Raw genomic sequence first — 24457 nt, 5'->3', positions numbered from 1 at the left:
CCGTGCGCCCGCGCCGGCGCGACTGGCTGGCCGGCGCGATCGCCCTCGCGGCCGTGCGGTCCGCCCGCGCGGCCGACGCGCTCTACCGCCGCGGCAACGACGCCGATCCCGAGACCCTGGACCCGCACCGCTCGTCCACGGTCGCGGAGGCGCACATCCTGCGCGACCTCTGCGACGGGCTTCTCACCTACGACAACCGGGGCGCGATCATCTCGGGCGCGGCGCGCGCTTGGTCGGTCTCCGAGGACGGGATCGGCCTGCATTTCGACCTGCGCCCCGACGGCCGCTGGTCGAACGGTGAGCCGGTCACCGCGGAGGATTTCGTCTACGCGTTCCGCCGGATGCTCGACCCGGCCACGGCGGCGAAATATGCCGAGATCCTGTTCCCGATCCGCGACGCCGCCGCGGTGAATCGCGGCGAGAAGCCGGCCGACGCCCTCGGCGTCGCCGCGGAGGCGCCGCTCAGGCTCGCGATCAGCCTCGAGCAGCCGACCCCCTACATTCTGGAACTCCTGACCCATCAGACCGCCCTGCCGGTCCACCGGGCCACGGTCGAGCGCTACGGCGACAGCTTCACCCGGCCCGGCAACCTCGTGACCAACGGGCCGTACCGGCTCGCCGACCGCGTGCCGGGCGGCGCCATCACGCTGGAGGCCAACCCGTACCATCCCGATGCAGCGAGCCTCGCGATCCGGCGCGTCGCCTTCCTGCCGACACCCGACATCGCCGCGTCGGTGCGCCGCTACGCCGCCGGCGAGATCGACTCGCTGTCCGACCTGCCCGTCGACCAGATCGCCGACCTGCGCCGCCGCTTCGGGCCGCAGGTGGTGCTCGGCCCGGCGCTGGGGCTCGCGGCGCTGGTGGTGAACACCCGCAAAGCGCCGTTCTCGGACCGGCGCGTCCGCCAGGCCCTGTCGCTCGTCATCGACCGGGAATACCTCGCCGACGGCCTCAACGGCGGCACCATGAGCCCGGCCTATTCCCTCTGCCCGCAGGGGCTCGACAATTATCGGATGCCCCCCGAGACCGAGGGCCGCCTCGGCCTGCCGATCGACCACGAGGCAGAGGCGCGCCGGCTGCTCGCGGAGGCAGGCTTCGGCCCGGACCGGCCGCTGACCGTGGAGTACCGGTTCAACATCAGCGACAACAACCGCACGGTCGCGGTGGCGATCGGCGAGATGTGGCGCGACCTCGGGATCGTGACCCGCTTCGTCTACACGGACGCGAAGACGCATTTCGCCTATCTCCGCGACGGCGGCGACTTCGACGTCGCCCGCTACAGCTGGATCGCCGACTACTCCGATCCGCAGAACTTCCTGTTCCTGCTCCAGAGCGGGAACGACGGCATGAATGCCGGCCGCTGGTCGGACGCCGCCTACGACGCCCTGATGGCGCGGGCTGCCACCGAGCGCGACCTCACCCGCCGGGCCGGCCTGCTCTACGACGCGGAGGCGATCGCCCTGCGCGAGCTGCCCTGGATCCCGCTGATGCACTACCGCTCCAAGGCGCTGATCGCGCCGCGGCTGCACGGCTACCATCCGAACCTGCGCAACGCCGCGCCGACGCGCTTCATGAGGCTCGACGCGTGAGCCGCTTCATCCTGCGCCGCCTCCTCCAGGCGGTGCCGACGCTGCTCGCCGTGGTGACGGTCAGCTTCTTCCTGATGCGGCTGGCCCCGGGCGGGCCCTTCGACCTGGAGCGGCCGCTCGCGCCCGCCGCCATGGAGAATCTGCGCCGGGTCTACGGCCTCGACCGGCCGCTGATCGCGCAGTTCGGGAGCTACCTCGCGGCGCTGGCGCGGGGCGACCTGGGGCCGTCCTTCTCCTTCCGGGACCAGAGCGTCCTCGACCTGATCGCCCGGGGCCTGCCGGTCTCCGCGACGCTGGGCGCCCTCGCCCTCGCGCTGGCCACGGCGTTCGGCGTTGGGCTCGGGATCGCGGCGGCGCTCCAGCGCGGCGGATTCGTGGACCGGCTGCTGGGCGTCGGCGCCGCCCTGACCCTCTCGCTGCCGAGCTTCGTGGTCGCGCCCCTGCTCCAGATCGCCTTCGGGCTGACCCTGCGCTGGCTGCCGCTCGGCGGCTGGGGCGACGGTGCCCCGAGCCACCTCGTCCTGCCCGTCGTAACCCTGGCCCTGCCGCAGGTCGGCGCGCTCGCCCGGCTCACTCGGGCCTCGCTGGCCGAGGCCCTGCGGACGCAGCCGATCCGCACCATGCGCAGCCTCGGCCTGCCGCCGGCCCGCGTCACCCGGCACGCCCTGCGCGGGGCGCTGCTGCCGGTTGTGGCCTATCTCGGGCCGCTCGCGGCGGCGCTGCTCACCGGCTCGGTCGTGGTGGAAACCATCTTCGGATTGCCGGGGATCGGCCGCTACTTCGTCGAGGGCGCGCTCAACCGCGACTACACGCTGGTGATGGGCACGGTGCTGCTGGTCGCCGGGCTGGTGATCCTCCTCAACCTCGCCGCCGACCTCGCCTGCGCGTGGCTCGACCCGCGCCTCAGGGTGGCGGCGTGACGGCGACCGGATCGGTGCCGGGGCCAGCCCGGCGCGCCGTCCTCCGATTCGGCCGGCAACGCACCGCCGTGGCGGCCCTGGCCGTGCTGATCCTGATCACCCTCGCCTGCCTGGTCGGCCCGGGCCTCACCGGCCACGATCCCGAGCGCGCCTATCCGGACCTGCGCCAGCTCCCGGCCGGTCTCACCGCGCAGCCCGACGCCGAGCGTCTCCGGCCGGCGCTCGAGCGCCTGGCCTTTCGGATACGCGCGCGGCTCGACGCGGTCGAGCGCGACGGCGACACAATACGGCTCACCCTGGCGTCCGACACGGGCGTCGATCGGCGCAGTCTCGTCTACCTGCCGCGCTCGGCCCTGTTCGGAACGCCCGCCGTCGTGGACGAGCGGGACGGCGGCCGCAGCCTCGTCGTCGCGGTGCCAATCCGGCGCCTCCACTTCCCCTTCGGCACCGACATCCAGGGCCGCGACCTGCTAACCCGCTGCATCGTCGCCGGCCGGATCTCGCTTGCGATCGGGCTCGCGGCCAGCCTCGTCGCCCTGCTCATCGGCGTCGCCTACGGCGCCACGGCGGGCTTCGTCGGGGGCGCCGTCGACGCCGCGATGATGCGCGGCGTCGACGTGCTCTACGCCCTGCCCTTCGTGTTCTTCGTGATCCTGCTGCTGGTGTTCTTCCGCCCGAGCCTGCTGCTCATGCTGGTGGCGATCGCCGCGGTGGAGTGGCTCGACATGGCCCGGGTGGTGCGCGCCGTGACCCTGTCGCTGCGCGAGCGCGACTTCGTCCGCGCCGCGCGGGCGCTCGGCCTCGGGACGCCGCGCATCATCCTCAGGCACATCGTGCCCAACACGCTCGGCGCGGTGGCGGTGACCGCCACGCTGCTGGTGCCGCAGGTGATCCTGCTAGAGAGCTTCCTGTCGTTCCTCGGGCTCGGCGTGCAGGAGCCGCAGACCAGCTGGGGCGTCCTGATCGCCGAGGGCGCCCGCTCCATCGAGGCGGCGCCCCACCTGCTCGCGGCCCCGGCCGCCTTCCTGATCGCGACCCTGGTGGCGCTCAACCTGATCGGCGACGGCCTCGCCGACGCGCTGGATCCGCGCGGGGACTGAGCCCGCGGTCGGGCCCCCGCGACCTCAGCCCAGGCGCCGGATCGGGGCGCCGGCGAGCCAGGCCTCGATGTCCTCAACCGCCTGGGTGAAGAAGGTTCGGTAGTTGTTGCGCGAGACGTAGCCGAGATGCGGCAGCGCCAGCACGTTCGGCAGGCGGCGGAACGGGCTGTCGGCCGGCAGCGGCTCGGTCTCGAAGACGTCGAGGCCCGCGCCGGCGATCCATCCCTCTTCCAGCGCCCGCACCAGCGCGCCCTGATCGACGATCGGTGCGCGGGAGGTGTTCACCAGGAAGGCGTCGCGGCGCATGTGGCGCAGCTCGGCCGAACCCAGGAGACCGCGCGTCCGGTCGCCCAGCACGAGGTGGATCGTGACGACATCGCTCGCCTCCAGCAGCGCCTCCTTCGAGGCCGCCCGCTCGACACCGGCGGCGGCGGCACGGGCCTCGTCGAGGTTCGGGCTCCAGGCCATCACCCGCATGCCGAAGGCGCGCCCGATCTCGGCCACCCGCGTCCCGATCTTGCCGAGGCCGAGAATGCCGAGGGTCGCGCCCGCGAGGTCGGTGCCGATCGTGCTCTGCCAGGGACCGCCCGCGCGCAGGGTCCCGCTCTCCGGCGCCACGTGGCGGGCGAGGCTGAGGATCAGCGCCCAGGTCAGCTCCGTCGGCGGTGTCGGGCTCGAATCGGTGCCGCAGACGACGACGTTGCGCGCCCTGGCCGCCGCCAGGTCGATGGCGAGGTTGCGCATGCCGCTGGTGACGAGCAGTTCCAGCCGCGGCAGCCGCTCCAGCAGCGCCGCCGGGAATGGTGTCCGCTCGCGCATGATCACGAGGATCTCGGCCTGCGCGATCCGCGCCACGAGGTCGTCACGGTCCGGGATGTGCTGGGCGATCGCGGAGACGGTGACGCGGTCGGAGAGGCGCGCCCAGTCTGCCAGGGCGAGGGCCACCTGCTGGTAATCGTCGAGGATCAGGCAGTTGCGCATGGGTGTGGGGTAGGCATCGGTGAGCGGAGCGTCAACGGAGGCCGGGCGACGACGCGCGGCGCCCGGCTCCTAGGCCCCGGCCAGAGCCGCGAACGCCGCCGCGACGGCGGCGGCGCCGGGATCCTGGACGCCGGAAAGGTCCCCGGCCGCTAGGTAGCTGGAGCGGCCCGCGCCGGCGCGGTTCATGCCCGCCGTGGCCTCGGCACCGGCCCGGGCAGCCGCCGCGGCGGCCGGGAGGTCGCCGCTCCTCAGAGCCGCGACGGCGGGGATCAGGGCGTCGAGGAGGGTGCGGTCGCCGGCCTGGGCGCCTCCGTAGCCCTGCACGCGCGCCACGCCCTGCCCGAGCGCCTCGGGCCAGGCGCCGCCGTCCGCGAGGGCCGAGGCCGTCGCGGCGAAGAAGATCGAGCCGAGCACGCCGCTCGATCCGCCCACGGCGCGGCCGATCCGCTCGGCCAGCGCCCGGCACAGGGCGGCCGGGTCGGCCTGCGGCAACCGGTCGAGATCGGCCTGAACGGCGCGGGCGGCCCCGGCGAAGGTCGTGCCGGTGTCGCCGTCGCCGACCTTGGCATCGAGGCCGTTGAGGGCATCCTCGGCACCGATCAGGGCCTGGGCGACGGCCCGGATCCGCGCGGCCGTGACGGAATCGTGCGACGGCGTGAAAGTCTCGCCCGCGAGCCCCTCCGGCAGCGGCCGCAGGATCGGCGGATGGATCCGGACGGCCATGGGCCAGGCCGGGACCGGAACGGGCTCTGACAGGGCGCGCTCCAGCGCGTCGTCGAGCGGCAGGACCGACAGCGAGGCGCCGTGCATGTCCAGCGCCGTCATCAGCGGGGCGGGCCCGAGCAGCAGGCGGACGCGCCGGCCCAGATCGGTCGCGAGCACCGCCCGGGTGAGGATCTGCATCTCCAGGGCGGAGGCGGAGCCGAGATTGTTCACGAGCAGCGCCAGCCGGTCGACACCCGTGACGGCCTGCGCGAGTCGGTCAGCCATCATGCGGGCGAGGTCGCCGGCCTTCGGTAGGGTGATGCGCTCCGCGCCGGGCTCGCCGTGGATGCCGAGGCCGAGCTCGGCCTGCCCCTCCGCCAGCCGCTCGCTACGCGGCGAGCCGGGGATCGTGCAGGTCGAGACAGCGATGCCGAGCGACTTCGCCGCCCCGGCCGCCCGGCGGGCGAGCGCCGCCACAGTCTCGAGCGGTTCTCCGGCCGCCGCGGCGTGACCAGCCACCTTGTGCACGAACAGCGTTCCGGCGACGCCGCGGGGCTGCTTGGCGTCCGGAAGTGCTATGTCGTCGGAGACGATCACGGTCTCGATCCGGTGGCCCAGCGCCCGGGCGCGCTCGGCGGCGAGGCCGAAATTCAGCCGGTCGCCCGCGTAGTTCTTGATGACGAGCAGGCACCCGGCCGGTCCGGTCACCGCCAGGATTCCGGCCAGCACCGCGTCGACGCTCGGTGAGGCGAAGACGTCGCCGCAGACGGCGGCGCTCAGCAGGCCCGGCCCGACGAAGCCGGCATGGGCCGGCTCGTGACCGGAGCCGCCGCCGGAGACCACCGCGACCGTCCCGGGTTCCGGGACGGCGCGGAGAACGACGCGGATGCCCGAGTCGCCGTGGAGCCGTGCCAGGCGCCCGCCGCTCGCGGCGACGAGGCCGTCGAGGGCATCGTTGACCAGGGTGGAACGGGCGTCGATGAAATGGGCCATGGCGTGACCTTCGATGGGTCGGTCCGCGATTCTCAGCTGGCGGATCCGCGCGCATTGTCCGCGCAATCCGACCGCACAGGCAACGGCCGTGTCCCGGCGCCCGCGCGCGAACTGGCCGCCGCTACTCCTTCACGGCGCCGGTGAGCGCGGACACGTAGTACTCGACGAAGAACGAGTAGAGGATCACCAGCGGTAGCGAGCCGAGAAGCGCGCCGGCCATCAGCGAGCCCCACTTGTAGACGTCACCGTCCACGAACTCGCTCACCACCGCGATCGGCACCGTCTTGTTCTGCGTCGAGGACAGGAAGGTCAGCGCGTAGATGAACTCGTTCCAGCACAGGGTCAGCGAGAAGATCCCGGCCGAGATCAGCCCCGGGAAGGCGAGCGGCAGGATGATCTTGGTGAGGATCTGCCACCGGCTGGCGCCGTCCATCAGCGCGCATTCCTCCAACTCGTACGGGATGGTCTTGAAGTAGCCCATCAGGAGCCAGGTCGAGAACGGGATCAGGATCGTCGGGTAGGCCAGGATCAGGGCGATTGGCGAGTCGAATAGGCCGTAGGCCTGGATGATCGTGGCGAGCGGGATGAACAGGATCGAGGGCGGCACGAGGTAGGCGAGGAAGATCGCCGCCCCGACCCAGCCGGCGCCCCGGTAGCGCACACGGACGCAGGCATAGGCGGCGAGCACGCTCGCGAACAGCGACAGCACGGTCGCCGCCACCGACACGTACATCGTGTTCCAGAGCCAGCGCGGATATTGCGTCTCGAAGAGCAGCTTGTTGATGTGCTTCAGGGTCGGATCCACGACCCAGAACGGGTTGAACCGCTCCATGTCGATCAGCTGCTCGTCGGGTTTGATGGCCGTAAGCGCCATCCAGTAGAATGGGAAAAGCAGCACGGCGAGGATGATCAGGAGCGGCAGGTAGGTCGTCACGAGACGCCGGGGTAGGCGCTCGAGATAGGCCATCCCCTCGGAATTGTCGGTGATGCCGGCCGGCTGGGCCGCCATGACGGGCGTGAGGTGCGGATCGGCGTGGGCCGGCGGTGCGGGCGCGCTCATCGGTCGGACTCCCCGGCCTGCCAGGCCCGGCGCTGCAGGCCGAACCACGAGATGCCGATGGCTGCGAGCAGGAACGGCACCATGGCGGTGGCGATGGCGGCCCCCTCCCCCAGCGTCCCCGAGAGGATGCCGCGCTGGTACGACAGGGTCGCCATCAGGTGCGTGGCGTTGACCGGCCCGCCGCGGGTCATGGCCCAGATCAACTGGAAATCGGTGAAGGTGAACAGCACCGAGAAGGTCATCACTACCGCGATGATCGGGGTGAGCAGCGGCAGGGTGATGCGCGAGAAGATCTGCCAGTTGGAGGCGCCGTCGAGGGTCGCGGCCTCGTAGAGCGAGGGCGAGACCGTCTGGAGACCGGCGAGGAGCGTGATGGCGATGAACGGAACGCCGCGCCAGATATTGGCGAAGATCACGCAGGCGCGCGCCATGGCCGGGTCACCCAGGAAGTCGATGTTCCCGTCGATGATCCCGAGGTGGCGCAGCGACCAGGAGATGATCGAGAACTGGCTGTCGAAGATCCACCAGAACGCGATGGCCGAGAGCACGGTCGGCACGACGAACGGGATCAGCACGATCGACCGGACGATCGACTTGAACGGCATGTTCTTGTTGAGCAGCAGGGCGAGGTAGAGCCCGACGCCGAACTTCACCACGGAGGCGACCGCCGTGTAGAGGCAGGTGTTGAACACCGACAGCCAGAAGACGTCGTCGTCACAGAGCCACGCGTAGTTCTCCAGGCCGATGAAGACCCCTTCCCGGCCGATCCGGGTGTTGGTGAAGGACAACCAGATGCCCTTCAGCAGCGGGTAGGCCAGGAATAGGCCGAGGATCAGCGCGGTGGGCAGCATGAACCAGAAGCCCGCCCAGCCGCGGCTCGCGCGCATGCGCTGCCAGGCCGAGCGGGTCGGGATTGCGGCCGGGGCGGGCTGTGTCAGGGCCGTATGCGCCATGGTCTCGCCTCCGGCGGGTACGGTCAGGTGTTCCGGAAGATGCGGGTGGCGGCGCGCTCGGCGTTCTTGATGGCGCCCTTCACGTCCTCGCGGCCGGTGCAGTGGGACGCGAACATGTCGACGACCACGAAGTCGGCCAGAACCGCAGCGATGCGCTCGCTCACCGGCGCGAGGCCGCCTGCGGCCAGGGAGCGGCGGCCCGCCTCGGCGAAGACCGCGTTCTTCGGGTCGTTGGTCCAGATCGGGTTCTTGGGATAGTTCGACAGCGGCTCGCAGAGGTAGCCTTGCGCCGCCTCCAGCCAGGGATTGTAGTTCGCCGCCTCCATCATGAAGGCGATGAACGCCTTACAGGCGTTGGGCACCTTGGAGTATTTGAAGGCCAGGATCGGGAAGGCGAGCTGGAACTCGGTGGGCTTGCCGGCCGGCCCGATCGGCCACACCGCGTGGTCCATGTCCTCGGCGAGCTTCGGGTTGTCCTTCTTGGCGGCGGCGTAGATCGAGATGCCGTTGTTGGTCAGGTACAGGTCGCCCGCCAGGAACGCCTTGTTGTTCGACGAGTCGTTCCACGACACAGTGCCGGGGACGAAGGTCTCGTACAACGATTTCACGTATTCGAGCGCCTTGGCGGTCTCGGGCGAGTTGATCACGATCTTCTCGTTGGCGTCCACGAGGTTGGCGCCGTGGGACCAGAGGGCCCAGTGGCACCACGTGTTGCCGTCGCCGGTGGCGTGGCCGAGTGCGAAGCCGGCCGGCGTGTTGTTCTTCTTCAGGCCGCGGCACAGCTCGAGGAAACCCGCCGTATCGGTCGGGAACTTGTCGAAACCGGCCTTCTTCATCGCCGAGATGCGGTAGTTCGGATAGCCGCCGTTGAAGGCCACGGGGATCGCGATCCACTTGCCCTTGACCTTGCCGTAGGCCTCGGCGGACGGGAACCAGGGGCCGTACTTCTTGGCCAGGGAATCGGCCACGTCCTCCAGGGGCAGGCACTTGTCGGGGAACAGGGCGGGAAATGAGAACAGGCCCCAGACCATGTCGGGCCCCTGCCCGGTATTGGCGGCCACCGATGCCTTGGGCTGGATGTCGTCGAAGGATTCGTTGGTCACCGTGACCTTGACGCCGGTCGCCTTGGTGAAGGCGTCGACCATCTTCATGAAGGCTTCGTCCTCGCTTGGCACGAAGCGCTTCCAGCGCAGCAGCGAGAGGCTGGCGCCGGGCTCGGGCTTCCACTCGGTGCTCTGCGCCCAGGCCCGGGCGAAGCCCAGGAGGTCGCTGCCGGCGGCGAGACCGGTCGCGGCAGCGCCCGCGAGGAGGGAACGGCGATCGAGTACGGACATCGTAGGCTACTCCCTCGGTGATCCTGGTGTCGGCGGGCGCCCCGCCTCCTGCATCCGCTGGGGTGCAGGTCAGTTGGCCAAGCGACGGCCAGTCTCGGCGTCGAAGAAATGCACGCGGTTCGGCCGCAGAGAGACGGTCTCACCCGGGCGCTCGCTGACACGCTCGCGCAGGACGCAGGTGAGATCCTGGCCGACGGCACGCACCGCCAGCATGGTCTCCGAGCCGGTCGGCTCCACGACGACCACCTCGGCGGCGACGCCGTCGGGCGCGAGGTCGAAATGCTCGGGCCGGACACCCAGGATGAGAGGCCTGCCGTCGACGCCGGCCGGCGCGCCGGTCAGCGGGATCGTCAGCCCCGTGTCGGTGGCGAAGACGAGGCTCCCGTTCGTCCGGACCTTGCCGGGCACGAAGTTCATGGAGGGCGAGCCGATGAAGCCCGCGACGAACAGATTATCGGGCCGGTCGTAGAGTTCGAGGGGCGGCCCGATCTGCTCGACGATCCCGTCATGCATCACGACGATCCGGTCGGCCATGGTCATGGCCTCGATCTGATCGTGGGTGACGTAGATGGTCGTCGTCTTCAGGCGCTGATGCAATTCCTTGATCTCGGTCCGCATCGCGACGCGCAGCTTGGCATCGAGGTTCGAGAGCGGCTCGTCGAACAGGAACACCTGCGGGTCACGGACGATCGCCCGGCCCATGGCGACGCGCTGGCGCTGGCCGCCCGAAAGCTGACGCGGGTAGCGGTCGAGCAAGTGGGTGAGGCCAAGGATCTGCGCGGCCTTGTTGACCCGCAGGTCGATCTCGGATGCGGGAGCCTTCCGGATCCGCATCGAGAAGGCCATGTTCTCGCGGACCGTGAGATGTGGGTAGAGCGCGTAGTTCTGGAACACCATGGCGATGTCCCGCTCCTTAGGCGGAACATCGTTCACCACCCGCTCGCCGATGCGGATCTCGCCGCCGGAAATATTTTCCAGCCCAGCGATCATCCGCAGCAGAGTCGACTTTCCGCAGCCCGATGGGCCGACCAGGATCACGAATTCACCATCACGGATGTCAACGGAGACACCGTGCAGGACGTTCGTCGATCCGAAAGCCTTGCGAACCTCGCGGATTCCCACTGAGGCCATGCTTCCTCCCGATCAAGGCCACTCTGTCGGCGGCTCTAGAACATCAGTACAAAGGAGGGTGTGCAGGAAAGCAAGCGGGCGCCACGGCGAAGCTGCAGATAATCTTCAATTTGTCAGGCAATGCGTTCCGAAGGGGTGACGGGGCCGGCGCGCTGAAACACGCCGCGGGATTATGCCCGGTCCGGGATGCTATGGGACCGCCATGCTGGGGCGACGAATCGATTGCGCCACGCGGGGCCGCCTCTACGAAGCCCCCGGTTGGCACGGTCCGCCGCGGGCGTAGATTCTGGGGAAGTGAGCGCATGTCGTCATCGGGCCTGACTGCGCGGGAGATCCTGCCCGCCGATGGATGTCGCGGAGCCCTCGTGGGCCGCGTGTGGCGGCCGGACGTGTCCGGCCCGAGCGTCGTGGCGATCCGCGCGGACGCGGCGGGCGCGGCCCGGGTCATCGACATCAGCGCCGCCTTCCCGACAGTCAGCGACCTGTGCGAGGCCCGCGATCCCGGCGCGGCTCTGCGGAGTGCCGAGGGCGTGGATCTCGGCAGCCTCGACGCGATCTTGGCGAACACGCAGCCCGACGGGCGCGATCCCGCCCGGCCGTGGCTCCTCGCCCCCGTGGACCTGCAGGCCCTGAAGGCGGCGGGCGTCACCTTCGCCACGTCGATGCTGGAGCGCGTGATCGAGGAGCGCGCCCGGGGCGACCTCGCCGCCGCGGCGGCGATCCGCGCCGAAGTCGAGCGTCTGGTCGGCCGGGACCTGCGCCGGCTCAAGCCCGGTTCGGCCGAGGCCATCGCGCTCAAGGAGGTGCTGGTGGCGCAGGGCGCCTGGAGCCAGTACCTGGAGGTGGGGATCGGTCCGGACGCCGAGATCTTCACCAAGGCGCAGCCGCTTTCCGCGGTGGGTTGCGGGGCGGATGCGGGTCTCCATCCGGAATCGCACTGGAACAACCCGGAACCCGAGGTGGCGCTCGCCGTCGCCTCGGACCAGCGGATCGTCGGCGCGACGCTCGCCAACGACGTGAACCTGCGCGACTTCGAGGGCCGGTCGGCGCTGCTCCTCGGGAAGGCGAAGGACAACAACGCCTCCTGCGCGCTGGGACCGTTCCTGCGGCTGTTCGACGACACCTTCGGCCTCGACGACGTGCGCCGCACCACCGTCACCCTGGAGGTCACCGGCACGGACGGCTTCCGGCTGGAGGGCGCCTCGCCGCTGGCCGAGATCAGCCGCGACCCGGAAGAGCTGGCGGAAGCGCTGATGGGGACCACCCACAATTACCCGGACGGCGCCCTCCTCCTCCTCGGAACGATGTTCGCTCCGATCCAGGATCGGCACGGGCCCGGCCTCGGCTTCACCCATGCGGATGGCGACAGGGTGGTGGTGGCGAGCCCGGAACTCGGCAGCCTCGTCAACCGCATGCGCCCCTGCGACGCCTGCGAGCCCTGGACGTTCGGCGCCCGGGCGTTGATGCGTAACCTCGCGGCGCGCGGGATTCTGTGACAGAGCGTCGGGCGGAGCGACGCCCGACGCGGCAACCCGAACACTCCTGAGATGATGCCGATGACCGACGCCGCCTTTCTCGACCGCCTCGCCGCGATCGTCGGCCCGTCCGGCGTCGTCACCGGCGACGAACTGCGCGGGCGCTCGGCCAACTGGACGCGGCCGACCGAGCCCTGCGCCGCCCTGGCGCTGGTCCGGCCCCGCGACACCGGCGAGACCAGCGCCGTCATGGCGGCGTGCCACGAAGCCGGCGTCGCGATCGTGCCGCGGGGCGGCGCCACCGGGCTCGTCGACGGCACCCTCTGCGCGCCCGACGAGATCACCCTCTCGACGGAGCGCATGACCGGCATTGAGGCCGTGGACCCGCTGGGCATGACGGTGGTGGTCGGCACCGGCGCCACCATCGAGAGCGTTCAGGATGCGGCTGCGGCCGCCGGCCTGTTCTTCCCCCTCGACCTCGGCGCCCGTGGCTCGGCGACGATCGGCGGCGCCGTCTCCACCAATGCGGGCGGCCTGCGCGTCCTGCGCTACGGGATGATGCGCGAGATGGTGCTCGGCCTGGAGGCCGTGCTGGCCGACGGCACCGTGGTGTCGTCCATGCGGCCGCTGATCAAGAACAACACCGGGCTGGACCTGAAACAGCTCTTCGTCGGCACTGAGGGGACGCTGGGCCTCGTCACGCGGGCGGTGCTGCGGCTGCGTCCGGAGCCCGCCGGTTACGCCACCGCGCTGATCGCCTGTCCGGGCGTGGACGACGGCGCGCGGGTGCTGCGCGCGGCGCAGAGTGCCTTCCAGGGGCGCGTGTCGTCGTTCGAGGGGCTTTGGCCGGACTTCTACCGGCTGATGACGGCGCCCGGGCGCGCGACGCCGCCGCTCGGCCACGACTATCCGTTTTACGCGATTATCGAGGTCGAGTGCGTCACCGAGGAGGCCGACCGCTTCCTCGGTCTGCTGGAGAGATTGATGGGCGACGGCACCATCCTCGACGCCGCCGTCGCCTCGTCGGAGGAGCAGCGTCGGGGCATGTGGCGCATCCGCGACCGCGTGGAGCATCTCAACGCCGACGGCATCGAGCGGGCGTTCGATGTCAGCGTGCCGCTGTCCAGGATGGACGGCTACGTCCGCGGGGCGCTCGACCGCCTCGCCGCGATCCCGGGCTGCCGTGCCGTCGTCTACGGCCACATCGGCGACAACAACCTGCACTGGAACACGACCCGCCTCGACGCGGCCGGCAACGCCGCCGTCGACGCGGCGATCTACACGCCGCTCGCGGAGCTGAACGGCTCTGTCTCGGCGGAGCACGGGATCGGTCTTGAGAAACGGGGCAAGCTGTCGCTGTCGCGCTCGCCGGAGGAGATCGCTGCGATGCGGCTGGTCAAGCGGGCGCTGGATCCCGACAACCGGCTGAACCCGGGCAAGATCTTCTGAGCTTACTCGCGGTGGCGATCCGGCTGGCAGTCCGCCTGACACCCCGCGGCGGGCGTGACGCGATCGACGGTTGGGCCCGCGACGAGAAGGGCCAGTTCTACCTGAAGGCCCGTGTAGCGGCTCCGCCGGTGGACGGGTCCGCGAACGCGGCGCTCGTGTTGATGATCGCGAAGGCGCTCAAGATCAGCCGCGGCTCGGTCCGGATCGCCTCCGGCGATCAGACTCGGTTGAAGATCCTGGAGATCGAGGGTGTCGCGCAGATGGATCTGGAGCGCATCTTGGGCCAGCCCTGAAGGAGGCACAGCGATCGCGACCGTCCTTGCCTGCTGAGCGAAACATCCCGGGGCGGCAAGATCTCCGATGTCGCGCCAGACTGGGTTGCTTCGCTCCGCTCGCAGGGACGGACGGGTTGTAAACACGGGCAGCCCTTGGACGATGCATCCCGCCATCGCGACGCATCGTCCATCTTCTGAAGGACGGCGCCTCTAGAACGCGACCTTGTCGCCGCCCTTCAGCGACAGGATCTCGCGCGCCTCGTCGGGCGACGCGACCGCGAGGCCAAGCCCCTCGATGATCGAGCGGACGCGCCGGACCTGCGCGGCGTTGGTCTCGGCGAGCTTGCCGGGCCCGTCCCAGAGGCTGTCCTCCAGACCGACGCGGACGTTGCCGCCCATCGCGGCCGCCATGGCGGCGATGTTCATCTGGTTGCGGCCGGCCCCCAGCACCGACCAGCGGTACTGGTCGCCGAACAGCCGGTCGGCGGTGCGCTTCATGTGCATCACGTCGTCAGGATGCGCGCCGATACCGCCCTGGAGACCGAACACCGTCTGGATGAACAGCGGCGCCTGCACGAGGCCACGATCGAAAAAGTATTTCAGGTTGTAGAGATGTGCGGTGTCGTAGCACTCGAACTCGAACCGCGTCCCGTTCGGGCCGCAGGTGGTGAGGATGTGCTCGATCTGCCCGAAGGTGTTGCGGAAGATGATGTCCTTGTTGCCGAGGTAGTCCCGCTCCCACTGGTGCTTCAGATCCTTGAAGCGGTCGAGCATGCCGAACAGGCCGAAATTCATCGAGCCGAGATTCAGCGAGGCGACCTCCGGCTGGAAGGTCGCCGCCGGGCGCACCCGCTCCTCGATCGACATGGTGGGCGCGCCGCCGGTGGTGATGTTCACCACGCAGGACGAGCGCTGCTTGATCACCGGCAGGAACTTGGCGAAGGCCTCGGGCGACTGGTCCGGCTGGCCGTTCTCCGGGTTGCGGGCGTGCAGGTGCACGATGGCGGCCCCCGCCTCGGCGGCGCCGATGGCGGCGTCGGCGATCTCCTCGGGAGTCACCGGGAGATGCGGCGACATGCTCGGCGTGTGGATCGCGCCCGTCACCGCGCAGGTGATGATGACTTTCCGCTGTGAGGCCATGCTCAGTCCTTCTGTGAAGCCTTGTGGGCCCGCAACGCCGCCAACCGCGCGTCGCGGCGGTTCATGCGGGCGGGCAGGTCGGCGGGGGCCTGCCAGTTCGCCATGATGGCCTCGGTGGCCGGCGCCTCGTAAACGCTCGGCGGCGCGGGATCGGCGGCGAGATTCTTGTAGAAGCCCGTGTAGCGCGCGCAGTAATCGGCGATGCCGCCCGGCGCATTCAGCTCGATCGTCTCGAACGGGCCCATGAAGCTCCAGCGCAGGCCGAGCCCGTCCGAGACGGTCTTGTCGAGATCCTGAGGGGTCACGTAGCCCTCGGAGGCGAGACGGAACGCCTCCGCCAGGAGCGCGCCCTGCAACCGGTTGAGGATGAAGCCCTCGATCTCCTTGAGCACGGTGATCGGCACCTGGCCGATCCGCTCGTAGACTGCCCGCGCCCGCGTCAGGACGTCCGGCGCGGTCCAGGAGGCGCCGGAGATCTCCACCAGCGGGATCAGGTGGGGCGGATTCACCGGATGGCCGATCAGGCAGCGCGCCCGGCCAGGGAGGTTCTCGGTGAACAGGGAGCAGCGGATCGCCGAGGAGGAGGACGCGATGATGGCGTCCTGCGGCGCCTGGGCATCGAGTTCAGCGAAGAGGCTTCGCTTCACGTCGAGCCGCTCCGGCCCGTTCTCCTGCACGAACGTCACGCCCTGGAGGGCATCGGCGAGGTTCGCCGCGGCCCGGATGCGGCGCGCTGCGCCCACCGGATCGGGGCAGAGGCCGTTTTCCGCCAGCGTCCGCAGGCCCTCCGCGCAGAGCGGGACGGCGTCCTCGGCGACGCCCGCGGCGGCATCGAACAGGCGCACGTCCCAGCCGGCGCGGGCGAAGATCATCGCCCAGGCCCGGCCGATCAGGCCGCTGCCGACGATCGCGACGCTCTCGGTCATAGCCACAGCACCTTCCGCCTCAGATCCTGATCCTCGCGCAGGAGGCGCGATTCACCCGTCCACTGCACGCTGCCCCGTTCCAGCGCCACCGTCCGGTCGGAGAGTGCCAGCGCCAGGTCGAGGTGGTGATCCACCAGAATGATCGCGATCTCCCGGCGCAGGCGGTCGAAGGCCTCGAACAGCTCCTCCGTCACCGCCGGCGACAGGCCCTCGAACGGCTCGTCGAGGAGCAGGAGCCGCGTGTCGCCAGACAGGGCGCGCGCCACCGCCACCATCTGCTGCTCGCCCCCCGACAGGCGGGCGGCATCGACGTTCCAACGCTCCTTGAGCCGCGGGAAGAACTCGAGGACCCTGTCTTCGTCCCAGTGGATGCCGGCGCCGGTGAGCCGCCGCAGCCGGCCGAGGCCCAGATTCTCTGCGACGCTCATGCCGGCGAACAGCGCCCGGCCCTGCGGCACGTAGCCGATGCCGAGACGCGCGATCCGGTCCGGCGACAGACCGGCGATGTCCTTGCCGCCGAGCACGATGCGGCCGGCAGCCGGGGGCGCGGTGCCGATCAGGGTCTTCAGCAGCGTCGACTTGCCGGCCCCGTTGCGGCCCAGCAGGGCCACGACCTCGCCCCGGCGCACCGCGAGGTTCACACCGTTGAGGATGTGCGACTTGCCGTAGAAGGTGTCGACGCCCTCCATGTCGAGCAGCGTCTCGGCCTCGGCGGCGCTCGCCCGCGGCTTGGCGGCGATCGCCGCGGTGCCGGAGCCCAGATAGACCGCCTGCACCCGGGCGTCGTCCCGGGCGTCCGCGACCGATCCGTCGACCAGCACGGCGCCGTCGGCCATCACGGTGACGCGGTCCGCGAGGCGGAACACGCGGTCGATGTCGTGTTCCACCAGCAGCACCGGGATGTCGGCCGAGAGCGCCTTGATCAGGTCGCCGACACGCTCGCGCTCGGCCGCCGCGAGGCCGGCCAGCGGCTCGTCGAGGAGCAGCAATCGAGGCCGGGTCGCCAGCGCCAGCCCCATGTCGAGGAGGCGCTGGCCACCGTAGGAGAGGCTGCCGGCCTCGGCCCGCTCGATTCCGGCGAGGCCGGTCCAGCGCAGCAGTTCGGCGGTGTCGTCGGCGACCTCGCGGATCGAAAGGGCATCCCGCCACAGGCTGAAATGCGCCGCGTGCCGCGCCTGGACCGCGAGACGGATGTTCTCCTCCACCGACAGGCCCGGGAACAGGTTGGTGATCTGGAACGAGCGGCCGAGGCCGGCCCGCGTGATCGCGTGCGGCTCCAGGCCCGCGATCTCGCGCCCGTCGAGGCGGATGCTGCCGCCGCTCGGCCGGAACATCCCGGAGAGCAGGTTGAATGCCGTGGTCTTGCCGGCGCCGTTCGGGCCGATCAGGGCGTGCAGCGTCCGGTCGGCCACCGCGAAGGACACGCCGCGCACCGCCGCCACGGGGCCGAAGCTCTTCCTGATGTCGTCGGCGACGAGGACCGGCCCCTCGGTACGCCCCTCCGCGATGAAGCGCGCCGGGACCCGCCCCGACGCGCCGGTCCGGCGCGCCGACATGGCGGCGCCCTCGGCGGGCACGCGCCGGAAGGGCTTCAGAAGCCGCGCCGCGATGCCGACCAGCCCGTCCGGGGAGAACACGATGAAGGCGACGAACAGCAGGCCGAAATAGAGCAGCCAGTCGGCGGTGTAGATCGACAGGAACTCGCGGAACAGGATGTAGAACAGGGCGCCGAGCGCGGGCCCGAGGAACGAGCGCATCCCGCCGATCACCACCATGGCGAGCAGTTCGCCCGAGAAGGCGATGGAGATCGGGTCCGCGGAGGTGAAGCGGTGGCTGTAGGCGGAGAGCGCCCCGGCGAGCCCGGTGATCGTCGCCGAGATCACGAAGGCCGCGAGCTTGTAGCGGTTGGTGGCGTAGCCGAGGAAGCCGGCGCGCTGCTCGTTCTCGCGGATCGCCACGAGCACGCTACCCATGGGCGAGCGGCGGAAGCGCCACAATCCGACGAGCACCACGAAGGCGATGGCCGACACCGCAGCGTAGTAGGCGCCCGGCTCCTGAAGCGCCGCCCAGCGGTGCAGGTTGCCGATGCCGTTCTCGCCGCCGGTCAGGTCCGTCCAACGGAACGCGATGGCGTAAAGCATCGCCGTGAAGGCGAGGGTGAGGAGCGAGAAGTAGACGCCGCGCCGCCGCAGGATCAGGCCGCCCGCCGCCACGGCCGCGATCGCGGTGATCGCCAGCGCCCCCAGCAACGGCAGCGCCATGTCGCCGGGGAACAGCCGGGTCTGCAGGATCGCCACCGCGTAGGCGCCGACGCCGAACCACGCGCCGTGGCCGAACGAGGTCAGGCCGGTCCAGCCGACCAGGATGTTGAGGCCGAGCACGGCCAGGGCGAAAATCACCACGTCGGTGGCGGTGATCAGCGTCAGCCCGATCGCGTCGAGGGCGAAGGGCAGGACGATCAGGGCGGCGAGTGCCGCCCAGAGCTGGCGGCTCTCGCGCAGGATCGGGCCGCGCTGCGGCAGGGCGAGCGGCAGCGGCTCGGCGGTTCCGGACATGGGACGCTCTCCGCTCACTCGAACCGGGCGATGTGCTCGCCGAACAGGCCGCGCGGTCGCAGCAGCAGGACCAGCACCATGAGGGCGTAGACAGCGGCCTCCGTGGCCGGGGGATAGGCATAGGCGGTCAGGCCCCGGACCACGCCGACGATAAGCGCGGCGAGCACCACGCCCCAGAAGGAGCCGAGGCCGCCGATAACCACCACCACGAAGGCGAAGGTGAGGATCTCGGCGCCCATGGCGGGATGGACGCCGGTCACCGGCGCCATCATGGTCCCGGCGAGCGCGGCGAGCCCGACCGCGATCGTCACCACCGCGGTCATGTAGGGCCGGAGCGAGATGCCGAGCGCGGCCACCATGTCCGGGTTCTGCACGCCGGCCCGGACCACGCGCCCGAAGCTGGTGCGGGTCAGGAGCAGCCACAGGCCGGCCACGCAGGCGAGCGCGACCACCAGGATCGAGAGCCGATAGCGCGAATAGATCAGGTCGCCGATGAAGACCTGCCCGCGCAGCCATAGTGGGATCCCGAACGGCACCGGCGCGGCGCCGAAGGCCATCCGCAGCGCCTGCTCGGCCACCATGGCGAGCCCGAAGGTGAGGAGCAGGCCGAGCGTCGGGTCCCCGCGGTAGAAGCGCCGCAGCAGGAAGCGCTCGATCACGAGGCCGAGCACGCCGACCACCAGGGGCGACGCGACGAGGGCGCCGCCGAAGCCGATCGTCGGCGTCAGCAGCACCGTCAGGTAGGCACCGATCGCGTAGAACGCGCCGTGAGCGAGATTCACGATCCCGCCGAGGCTGAAGATCAGCGACAGGCCGAGGGCGATCAGCAGGTACTGGACGCCGATCAGCAGGCCGTTGAGCACCTGCTCCAGGATGAAGACGAGCTGCATCGCCGCCTCACGCCGGGAAGGTGCAGGCGTTCTCGTCGCGGGTCGTGGCGAGCACTTCCAGGCTCTCGCCCGGACCGGGCAGCGGCCCGGTCGAAGAGAAGATGTCGTAGGGGTTCTTAACCTGATCGGCCGGCAGGGCGGTGATGGCGAACATCTCCTGCATCAGCTCGTGGTCCCAGGGGCGGAAGTAACCCTCGCGCACCTTGGCGATGTCGAACTTGGCGCCGGATTCCAGGTGCTCCACCACCTTGATCGACTCGGTCGTCTTCAGCTCGTTCATGGATTGGGCGACTATCTTCATCGCCGTGTAGTCACCCCAGCCCTGGTTCTCCGGCGGCTTCTTGTACTTGGCCTTGAAGGCCGCCACGAACTTCTTGGCCGAGGGCGAGTCGATCTGATGATGCCAGATCACCGGCCACGTGCCGAGGAAGTTGCCGGGCCCCGCGCCCCAGGCGAGCGCCGTGTCGAAGCCGAATCCGGCGACGGGGAAAGGCAGCCCGAACTCACTGAATTGCTTGAGGAAGTTGGTGATCTGCGCTCCCGCGAGGTTGCAGATCACGAGGTCGGGCTTGGCTTGGCGCAGCTTCAGCAGGAAGGGCGAGAAGTCGGTCAGCTCCGTCGGGATCAGATCCTCGCCGACCAGGGTCGCGTCGTGGGATGCGAAGTACTTCTTGGCCTGCTTCAGGAGATCGTGGCCGAAGGCGTAGTCGGCGGTGAGCGCGTAGACCTTCCGGCCCTTGATCAGCCCGCGATCGAGCAGGGCGCGCCCGCAGGCGCGCACCATCATGGTGTTCTGCGCTTCGACGTGGAACATGAAGCGCTTGCAATCGGACCCGCGCAGGGCGTCCGAATTGGCGCCGGTGTTGATGAACAGGACCTTTTCGCGCTGCGCCACCTGGCTGATGGCCAGCGCAGAGGCCGAATTGATCTCGCCGACGAGGCAGGCGACGCGGTCGCGCTGAATCATGCGTTCGGCCTTGGCCGACGCGGTCTGCGGGTTGACGCTGTCCTCGGACAGCAACTCGACCTTCCGTCCCGCGATGCCGCCGGCGGCATTGATTTCCTCGACGGCCAGTTGAGCCGCCTGCATGGCGAACTCGCCGAGCGGACCCAGGAAGCCCGTGCGCGGCGTCAGATGGCCGATGCGGATCACATCCGACTGCCCCTGCGAAAGGGCCGGGCTGGCCAAAGCGGGCGCGAGCAGCGCGGCACCACCGGCTCTCAGAAGGCTGCGGCGAGAAAGGGAATCCCCGAACCGGTCCGTCATCGTTCCGCTCCCGTACGTTTCCTCAAGCCGGGTTGTTGTCACGGGCTCTGGCGGCCCTCACCCAAACTGTGATCACAGATCACTAGCGCGATAGTGCCAGTTCCGTCTAGTGTCGGCATATGAATTCCACCGCGGCCCTGGCTGAACTGCCCCAGCTCGAACGGCGGACCCTGTCCGAAACGGTCTACGAGGCTCTGGCAGACCTCCTTGCTTCCGGGCGGTTGGCACCGGGCGACCGCCTTTCCCTGCGCCAGAGCGCGGCGGCACTGGGCGTCTCGGTGATGCCGGTCCGCGAGGCGGTCAGCCGCCTTGCAGCGGACGGCGTGTTGGAAGTGGCCCCGAACCGGGTGATCCGAGTACCGGTCATGAGCGCGGCCGCCTTCCGCGCATTGGCCGAAACCCGCATCGCGGTGGAGGGGATTGCGGTCGCCCGTGCCGCCGAGCGTCGGACGGCCGAGGAACTTGCGACGATCCGGCGTGCCGAGGAGGCATTCCGGGCGGAGGCCGAGGCGACGAAACCAGACAGGACCCGCGCCGTTCAGCTCAATCGCGACCTGCATTTCGCGATCTATGGCGCCTGCGGCCTCGGTCCACTGCAGGAGATCATCGCCCGACTCTGGCTGAAGGCCGGTCCGGTCATCAACCTGGACCTGCGCGTCCATCCGGAGCGGCTGCTCCAGGGTTTCGCGCTGCGGCGACACGCTGAGGCTCTGGCGGCCATTGAGGATCGCGATGCCGCCGCCGCCGCAGCCGCCATCGCGGCGGACATTCGCGAGGCCGCCGAGTTCATCATGGACCGCGGCGGTTTGCGGGACACTCAGGAAGAGGATTGAGCATGGAGCTAGGGATTGCCGGCCTGCGTGTTCTGGTGTCGGCGGGCGCCGCCGGGATCGGCCGCGGCATCGTCGAGGCCTTCCTTGAGGAAGGCGCGCGAGTTTTCGCCTGCGACGTCGACGCCGAGGTCTTGGCAGGATTGCCGGCTTCAGTCGGCCGCTGCCGGACCGACGTCGCCGACCGCGACGCGGTCGCCGCGATGATGGACCAAGCCGTCGAGTTCCTGGGCGGCCTCGACGTGCTGGTTAACAATGCCGGTATTGCCGGCCCGACCGGGCGCGTCGAGGAGATCGCTCCCGAGGACTGGGACCGGTGCCTCACCGTGTGCCTGACCAGCCAGTTCAACTGCGCGCGCTTGGCGGTCCCGTTTCTGCGCCAGAGTGCGAATGCCTCGATCGTCAATCTGTCCTCGGCTGCCGGCAAGTTCGGCTTCGCTCTCCGCAGTCCCTACGCGGCGGCCAAATGGGGCGTCATCGGCTTCACCAAGTCGCTCGCCATCGAACTCGGCGGGGCCGGCATTCGGGTAAACGCAATCCTGCCGGGTCTCGTGGCGGGCGACCGTCAGCGGCGGGTGCTCGAATCAAAGGCTCAACAGCAGGGCACGAGCTTCGCCGAAATGGAGGCACGCGCCTTCTCGTTCGTCTCGGTCAAGGAATACGTCACCGCCCGGCAGCTCGCCGACCAGATCCTGCTGCTCTGCTCGTCCCGCGGCCGGACGATCTCGGGCCAAGCGATCTCCATCGACGGTGACACGCGGATGCTGTCCTGACATCAATCCGACGCGGCAGATGCCGCGGTCTGAACCGCGGCGGAGTAGGTTTCGGGCCCGGTGCTGCCGGACTCAGAGGGGTGATGAGATCGGGGCGAGCAACTTGCCGAGGCTCCTGTTTCGATGACGTCCCGAGTATGTGAGGAAGCGACCATGAGCGATCAACGCCGGATGACGCCTGCCGACCTGCGCTCGAAGGCGTGGTTCGATAACCCGCACAATCCGGGCATGACTGCGCTCTACCTCGAGCGCTATCTGAATTACGGGCTGACCCCGGAGGAACTGCGCTCGGGCAAGCCGCTGATCGGGATCGCTCAGACGGGCTCCGACCTGTCGCCCTGCAATCGCCATCACCTGGAACTCGCCAAGCGCGTGCGCGAAGGCATCACGGCCGCCGGCGGCGTTGCGTTCGAGTTTCCGTGCCATCCGATCCAGGAGACCGGCAAGCGGCCCACCGCCTCCCTCGACCGCAACCTCGCCTACCTGTCGCTGGTGGAGGTTCTGTACGGCTATCCGCTCGACGGCGTCGTGTTGCTCACGGGCTGCGACAAGACCATGCCAGCCTGCCTTATGGCCGCCGCGACCGTGAACATCCCCGCAATCTCGCTAAACGTCGGGCCGATGCTGAACGGCTACTTCCAGAAGGAGCTGACCGGGTCCGGGACGATCGTCTGGAAGACCCGCGAGCGCCACGCGGCCGGCGATATCGACTATCAGCAGTTCATGGACATCGTCGGCTCCTCGGCGCCCTCCACGGGCCATTGCAATACGATGGGCACGGCCTCAACGATGAACGCGCTCGCCGAGGCGCTCGGGCTCGCGCTGCCCGGCTCGTCGGCGATTCCCGCCCCCTACCGCGAGCGCGGACAAGCGGCCTACGCCACCGGCCAGCGGATCGTGGAGATGGTCTGGGAGGATCTGAAGCCCTCCGACCTCCTAATCCGGGAAGCCTTCGAGAACGCCATCGTGGCCAACGCCGCGATCGGCGGCTCGACCAACGCACCGATCCACATCAATGCCATCGCCAAGCATATCGGCGTGCCGCTGACCTGCGACGACTGGGAGCGCGTCGGGTTCGAGATCCCGCTCTTGGTGGACATGCAGCCCGCCGGCCGCTGGCTCGGGGAGGAATATTTCCGCGCGGGCGGGCTGCCGGCGGTCTTCGCCGAGCTGATCGAGGCGGGAAAGGTCCACGAGGGCGCGCTGACCTGCAACGGCCGGACCGTCGGCGAGAACTACCGGGGGCGGCACAGCTGGAACCGCGACGTGATCCGCGCCTACGGCGCGCCGCTGATGGAGCGCGCGGGCTTCCTGAACCTCAAGGGGAGCCTGTTCGACTCGGCGATCATGAAGACCTGCGTGATCTCCGAGGAGTTCGCCGCCCGCTACCTGCGCAATCCGAACGACCCGATGGCCTTCGAGGGGCGCGTCGTCGTGTTCGACGGACCGGAGGATTACCACACGCGGATCGACGACCCGGCCCTCGACATCGACGAGACCACCATCCTGATCATGCGGGGCGCCGGTCCGATCGGCTATCCCGGCGCCGCCGAGGTGGTGAACATGCAGCCGCCCGGCGCGCTGATCCGGCGCGGCGTCACCTCCCTGCCCTGCATCGGCGATGGCCGGCAATCCGGCACCTCCGGGACGCCCGCCATCCTGAATGCCTCGCCCGAGGCGGCGGCCGGTGGCGGGCTCGCCCTTTTGCAGACCGGCGATCGGATCCGCGTCGACCTCAACCGCCGGAGCGCCGACATTCTGCTCCCGGCCGAGGAACTCGGCCGCCGGCGCGCGGATCTGGCGACGCGGGGCGGCTACCCCTACCCGGCGACGCAGACGCCCTGGCAGGAGATCTACCGCGATCAGGTAGACCAGCTCGACCAGGGCATGGTGCTCAAGGGCGCGGTGAAGTTCCAGAAGGTCGCGCAGGCGTCCGGCGTGCCGCGGGACAACCACTGAGGCCTGCCACCCGGGCCCGCCAGGAACGCCTGCCTTGCGCGGCGGAGGCGGTGCCGACGCGTGCCGGTCCTGCCGCGGAGTTGAATCGGGCCGCGCGCTACGCGAGGATCGCGGCGGCCCCACCGGACGAGCCGCCGCGCAGGGCGTCGCGA

20 protein-coding genes are annotated in these 24457 nt (G+C 70.0%); 9 read left to right on the top strand and 11 right to left on the bottom strand.

Features of this window, described 5'->3' with window-relative positions:
- Positions 1–2: 2 nt before the first annotated feature.
- From CIW48_RS00525 to CIW48_RS00515, 3 genes are read left to right on the top strand one after another with little or no spacing between them, the layout of a single operon-like run.
- Complete coding sequence (locus CIW48_RS00525; protein ID WP_149308087.1) at positions 3–1589, top strand: peptide ABC transporter substrate-binding protein; 1587 nt, start codon at positions 3–5, stop codon at positions 1587–1589.
- On the top strand, positions 1586–2509 hold the full coding sequence (locus CIW48_RS00520) for an ABC transporter permease subunit (RefSeq protein WP_149308085.1): 924 nt from the start codon (positions 1586–1588) through the stop codon (positions 2507–2509). Before CIW48_RS00525 ends, CIW48_RS00520 begins: the two co-directional genes overlap by 4 nt.
- Positions 2506–3609, top strand: coding sequence for an ABC transporter permease subunit (locus tag CIW48_RS00515; RefSeq protein ID WP_149308083.1), 1104 nt, complete (start codon positions 2506–2508; stop codon positions 3607–3609). Before CIW48_RS00520 ends, CIW48_RS00515 begins: the two co-directional genes overlap by 4 nt.
- Before the next feature lie 24 nt (positions 3610–3633).
- On the opposite strand, the gene CIW48_RS00510 is transcribed toward CIW48_RS00515, so the two are convergent.
- From CIW48_RS00510 to ugpC, 6 genes are all read right to left on the bottom strand, one after another.
- Positions 3634–4590: a D-2-hydroxyacid dehydrogenase family protein gene (locus CIW48_RS00510; protein WP_173009143.1), complete on the bottom strand. Its 957-nt coding sequence runs from the start codon at positions 4588–4590 to the stop codon at positions 3634–3636.
- A gap of 69 nt (positions 4591–4659) precedes the next feature.
- Positions 4660–6288 carry a dihydroxyacetone kinase subunit DhaK gene (locus CIW48_RS00505; protein WP_149308081.1) on the bottom strand — a complete coding sequence of 543 codons (1629 nt, stop codon included), beginning with the start codon at positions 6286–6288 and terminating at the stop codon, positions 4660–4662.
- Positions 6289–6409: 121 nt separating this feature from the next.
- Positions 6410–7297 carry a carbohydrate ABC transporter permease gene (locus CIW48_RS00500; RefSeq protein WP_149308615.1) on the bottom strand — a complete coding sequence of 296 codons (888 nt, stop codon included), beginning with the start codon at positions 7295–7297 and terminating at the stop codon, positions 6410–6412.
- A gap of 47 nt (positions 7298–7344) precedes the next feature.
- A complete protein-coding gene (locus CIW48_RS00495) occupies positions 7345–8301 on the bottom strand; it encodes a sugar ABC transporter permease (RefSeq protein ID WP_149308079.1) in 957 nt (318 codons plus the stop codon).
- A 23-nt stretch (positions 8302–8324) separates the two neighbouring features.
- Positions 8325–9635 (bottom strand): extracellular solute-binding protein, encoded by a 1311-nt coding sequence (locus tag CIW48_RS00490; protein WP_149308077.1) that lies wholly within the window; start codon positions 9633–9635, stop codon positions 8325–8327.
- A gap of 69 nt (positions 9636–9704) precedes the next feature.
- Positions 9705–10766, bottom strand: coding sequence for a sn-glycerol-3-phosphate ABC transporter ATP-binding protein UgpC (ugpC, locus tag CIW48_RS00485; protein ID WP_149308075.1), 1062 nt, complete (start codon positions 10764–10766; stop codon positions 9705–9707).
- 302 nt (positions 10767–11068) lie between these two features.
- Between ugpC and CIW48_RS00480 the strand changes: the two genes are divergently transcribed.
- The 3 genes from CIW48_RS00480 to CIW48_RS00470 are packed head-to-tail and all read left to right on the top strand — an operon-like array spanning position 11069 to position 13983.
- The gene (locus CIW48_RS00480) at positions 11069–12262 is read left to right on the top strand and encodes a fumarylacetoacetate hydrolase family protein (protein ID WP_149308073.1); all 1194 of its coding nucleotides are present in this window, start codon (positions 11069–11071) and stop codon (positions 12260–12262) included.
- Positions 12263–12322: 60 nt separating this feature from the next.
- Positions 12323–13690, top strand: a complete 1368-nt coding sequence (locus tag CIW48_RS00475; protein WP_246695074.1) for an FAD-binding oxidoreductase — start codon at positions 12323–12325, stop codon at positions 13688–13690.
- 11 nt (positions 13691–13701) lie between these two features.
- Positions 13702–13983, top strand: a complete 282-nt coding sequence (locus CIW48_RS00470; protein WP_149308069.1) for a DUF167 family protein — start codon at positions 13702–13704, stop codon at positions 13981–13983.
- A gap of 192 nt (positions 13984–14175) precedes the next feature.
- Here CIW48_RS00470 and CIW48_RS00465 read toward each other — a convergent pair whose 3' ends face one another.
- The 5 genes from CIW48_RS00465 to CIW48_RS00445 are packed head-to-tail and all read right to left on the bottom strand — an operon-like array spanning position 14176 to position 20743.
- Entirely contained in the window at positions 14176–15105 is a 930-nt protein-coding gene (locus CIW48_RS00465; RefSeq protein ID WP_149308067.1) for a 3-keto-5-aminohexanoate cleavage protein, read from the bottom strand.
- Positions 15106–15107: 2 nt separating this feature from the next.
- Positions 15108–16031 (bottom strand): 3-hydroxyacyl-CoA dehydrogenase, encoded by a 924-nt coding sequence (locus CIW48_RS00460; RefSeq protein WP_149308065.1) that lies wholly within the window; start codon positions 16029–16031, stop codon positions 15108–15110.
- Positions 16028–18586, bottom strand: a complete 2559-nt coding sequence (locus tag CIW48_RS00455; RefSeq protein WP_149308063.1) for a branched-chain amino acid ABC transporter ATP-binding protein/permease — start codon at positions 18584–18586, stop codon at positions 16028–16030. Before CIW48_RS00455 ends, CIW48_RS00460 begins: the two co-directional genes overlap by 4 nt.
- Before the next feature lie 14 nt (positions 18587–18600).
- The gene (locus tag CIW48_RS00450) at positions 18601–19476 is read right to left on the bottom strand and encodes a branched-chain amino acid ABC transporter permease (RefSeq protein WP_149308061.1); all 876 of its coding nucleotides are present in this window, start codon (positions 19474–19476) and stop codon (positions 18601–18603) included.
- Positions 19477–19483: 7 nt separating this feature from the next.
- Positions 19484–20743, bottom strand: a complete 1260-nt coding sequence (locus CIW48_RS00445) for an ABC transporter substrate-binding protein (RefSeq protein ID WP_149308059.1) — start codon at positions 20741–20743, stop codon at positions 19484–19486.
- Between the two features lie 119 nt (positions 20744–20862).
- Between CIW48_RS00445 and CIW48_RS00440 the strand changes: the two genes are divergently transcribed.
- From CIW48_RS00440 to CIW48_RS00430, 3 genes are all read left to right on the top strand, one after another.
- Positions 20863–21576 carry a GntR family transcriptional regulator gene (locus CIW48_RS00440; RefSeq protein WP_149308057.1) on the top strand — a complete coding sequence of 238 codons (714 nt, stop codon included), beginning with the start codon at positions 20863–20865 and terminating at the stop codon, positions 21574–21576.
- 2 nt (positions 21577–21578) lie between these two features.
- Positions 21579–22346, top strand: a complete 768-nt coding sequence (locus CIW48_RS00435; protein ID WP_149308055.1) for an SDR family oxidoreductase — start codon at positions 21579–21581, stop codon at positions 22344–22346.
- 153 nt (positions 22347–22499) lie between these two features.
- Positions 22500–24305 (top strand): IlvD/Edd family dehydratase, encoded by a 1806-nt coding sequence (locus CIW48_RS00430; RefSeq protein ID WP_149308053.1) that lies wholly within the window; start codon positions 22500–22502, stop codon positions 24303–24305.
- Positions 24306–24457 lie beyond the last annotated feature (152 nt).

The sequence above is a fragment of the Methylobacterium sp. P1-11 genome (assembly GCF_008329595.1).
GTDB lineage: Bacteria > Pseudomonadota > Alphaproteobacteria > Rhizobiales > Beijerinckiaceae > Methylobacterium.
The sequence above is the reverse complement of the archived record's forward strand: the minus strand, read 5'-3'. Positions and strand labels throughout refer to the sequence as shown.

Excerpts from the sequence above, each read along its gene's own strand:
- CIW48_RS00510 (WP_173009143.1), bottom strand. The coding sequence starts at position 4,590 with ATGCGCAACTGCCTGATCCTCGACGATTACCAGCAGGTGGCCCTCGCC.
- CIW48_RS00505 (WP_149308081.1), bottom strand. The coding sequence starts at position 6,288 with ATGGCCCATTTCATCGACGCCCGTTCCACCCTGGTCAACGATGCCCTC.
- CIW48_RS00500 (WP_149308615.1), bottom strand. The coding sequence starts at position 7,297 with ATGGCGGCCCAGCCGGCCGGCATCACCGACAATTCCGAGGGGATGGCC.
- CIW48_RS00495 (WP_149308079.1), bottom strand. The coding sequence starts at position 8,301 with ATGGCGCATACGGCCCTGACACAGCCCGCCCCGGCCGCAATCCCGACC.
- CIW48_RS00490 (WP_149308077.1), bottom strand. The coding sequence starts at position 9,635 with ATGTCCGTACTCGATCGCCGTTCCCTCCTCGCGGGCGCTGCCGCGACC.
- ugpC (WP_149308075.1), bottom strand. The coding sequence starts at position 10,766 with ATGGCCTCAGTGGGAATCCGCGAGGTTCGCAAGGCTTTCGGATCGACG.
- CIW48_RS00480 (WP_149308073.1), top strand. The coding sequence starts at position 11,069 with ATGTCGTCATCGGGCCTGACTGCGCGGGAGATCCTGCCCGCCGATGGA.
- CIW48_RS00475 (WP_246695074.1), top strand. The coding sequence starts at position 12,323 with ATGACCGACGCCGCCTTTCTCGACCGCCTCGCCGCGATCGTCGGCCCG.
- CIW48_RS00465 (WP_149308067.1), bottom strand. The coding sequence starts at position 15,105 with ATGGCCTCACAGCGGAAAGTCATCATCACCTGCGCGGTGACGGGCGCG.
- CIW48_RS00460 (WP_149308065.1), bottom strand. The coding sequence starts at position 16,031 with ATGACCGAGAGCGTCGCGATCGTCGGCAGCGGCCTGATCGGCCGGGCC.
- CIW48_RS00455 (WP_149308063.1), bottom strand. The coding sequence starts at position 18,586 with ATGTCCGGAACCGCCGAGCCGCTGCCGCTCGCCCTGCCGCAGCGCGGC.
- CIW48_RS00450 (WP_149308061.1), bottom strand. The coding sequence starts at position 19,476 with ATGCAGCTCGTCTTCATCCTGGAGCAGGTGCTCAACGGCCTGCTGATC.
- CIW48_RS00445 (WP_149308059.1), bottom strand. The coding sequence starts at position 20,743 with ATGACGGACCGGTTCGGGGATTCCCTTTCTCGCCGCAGCCTTCTGAGA.
- CIW48_RS00440 (WP_149308057.1), top strand. The coding sequence starts at position 20,863 with ATGAATTCCACCGCGGCCCTGGCTGAACTGCCCCAGCTCGAACGGCGG.
- CIW48_RS00435 (WP_149308055.1), top strand. The coding sequence starts at position 21,579 with ATGGAGCTAGGGATTGCCGGCCTGCGTGTTCTGGTGTCGGCGGGCGCC.
- CIW48_RS00430 (WP_149308053.1), top strand. The coding sequence starts at position 22,500 with ATGAGCGATCAACGCCGGATGACGCCTGCCGACCTGCGCTCGAAGGCG.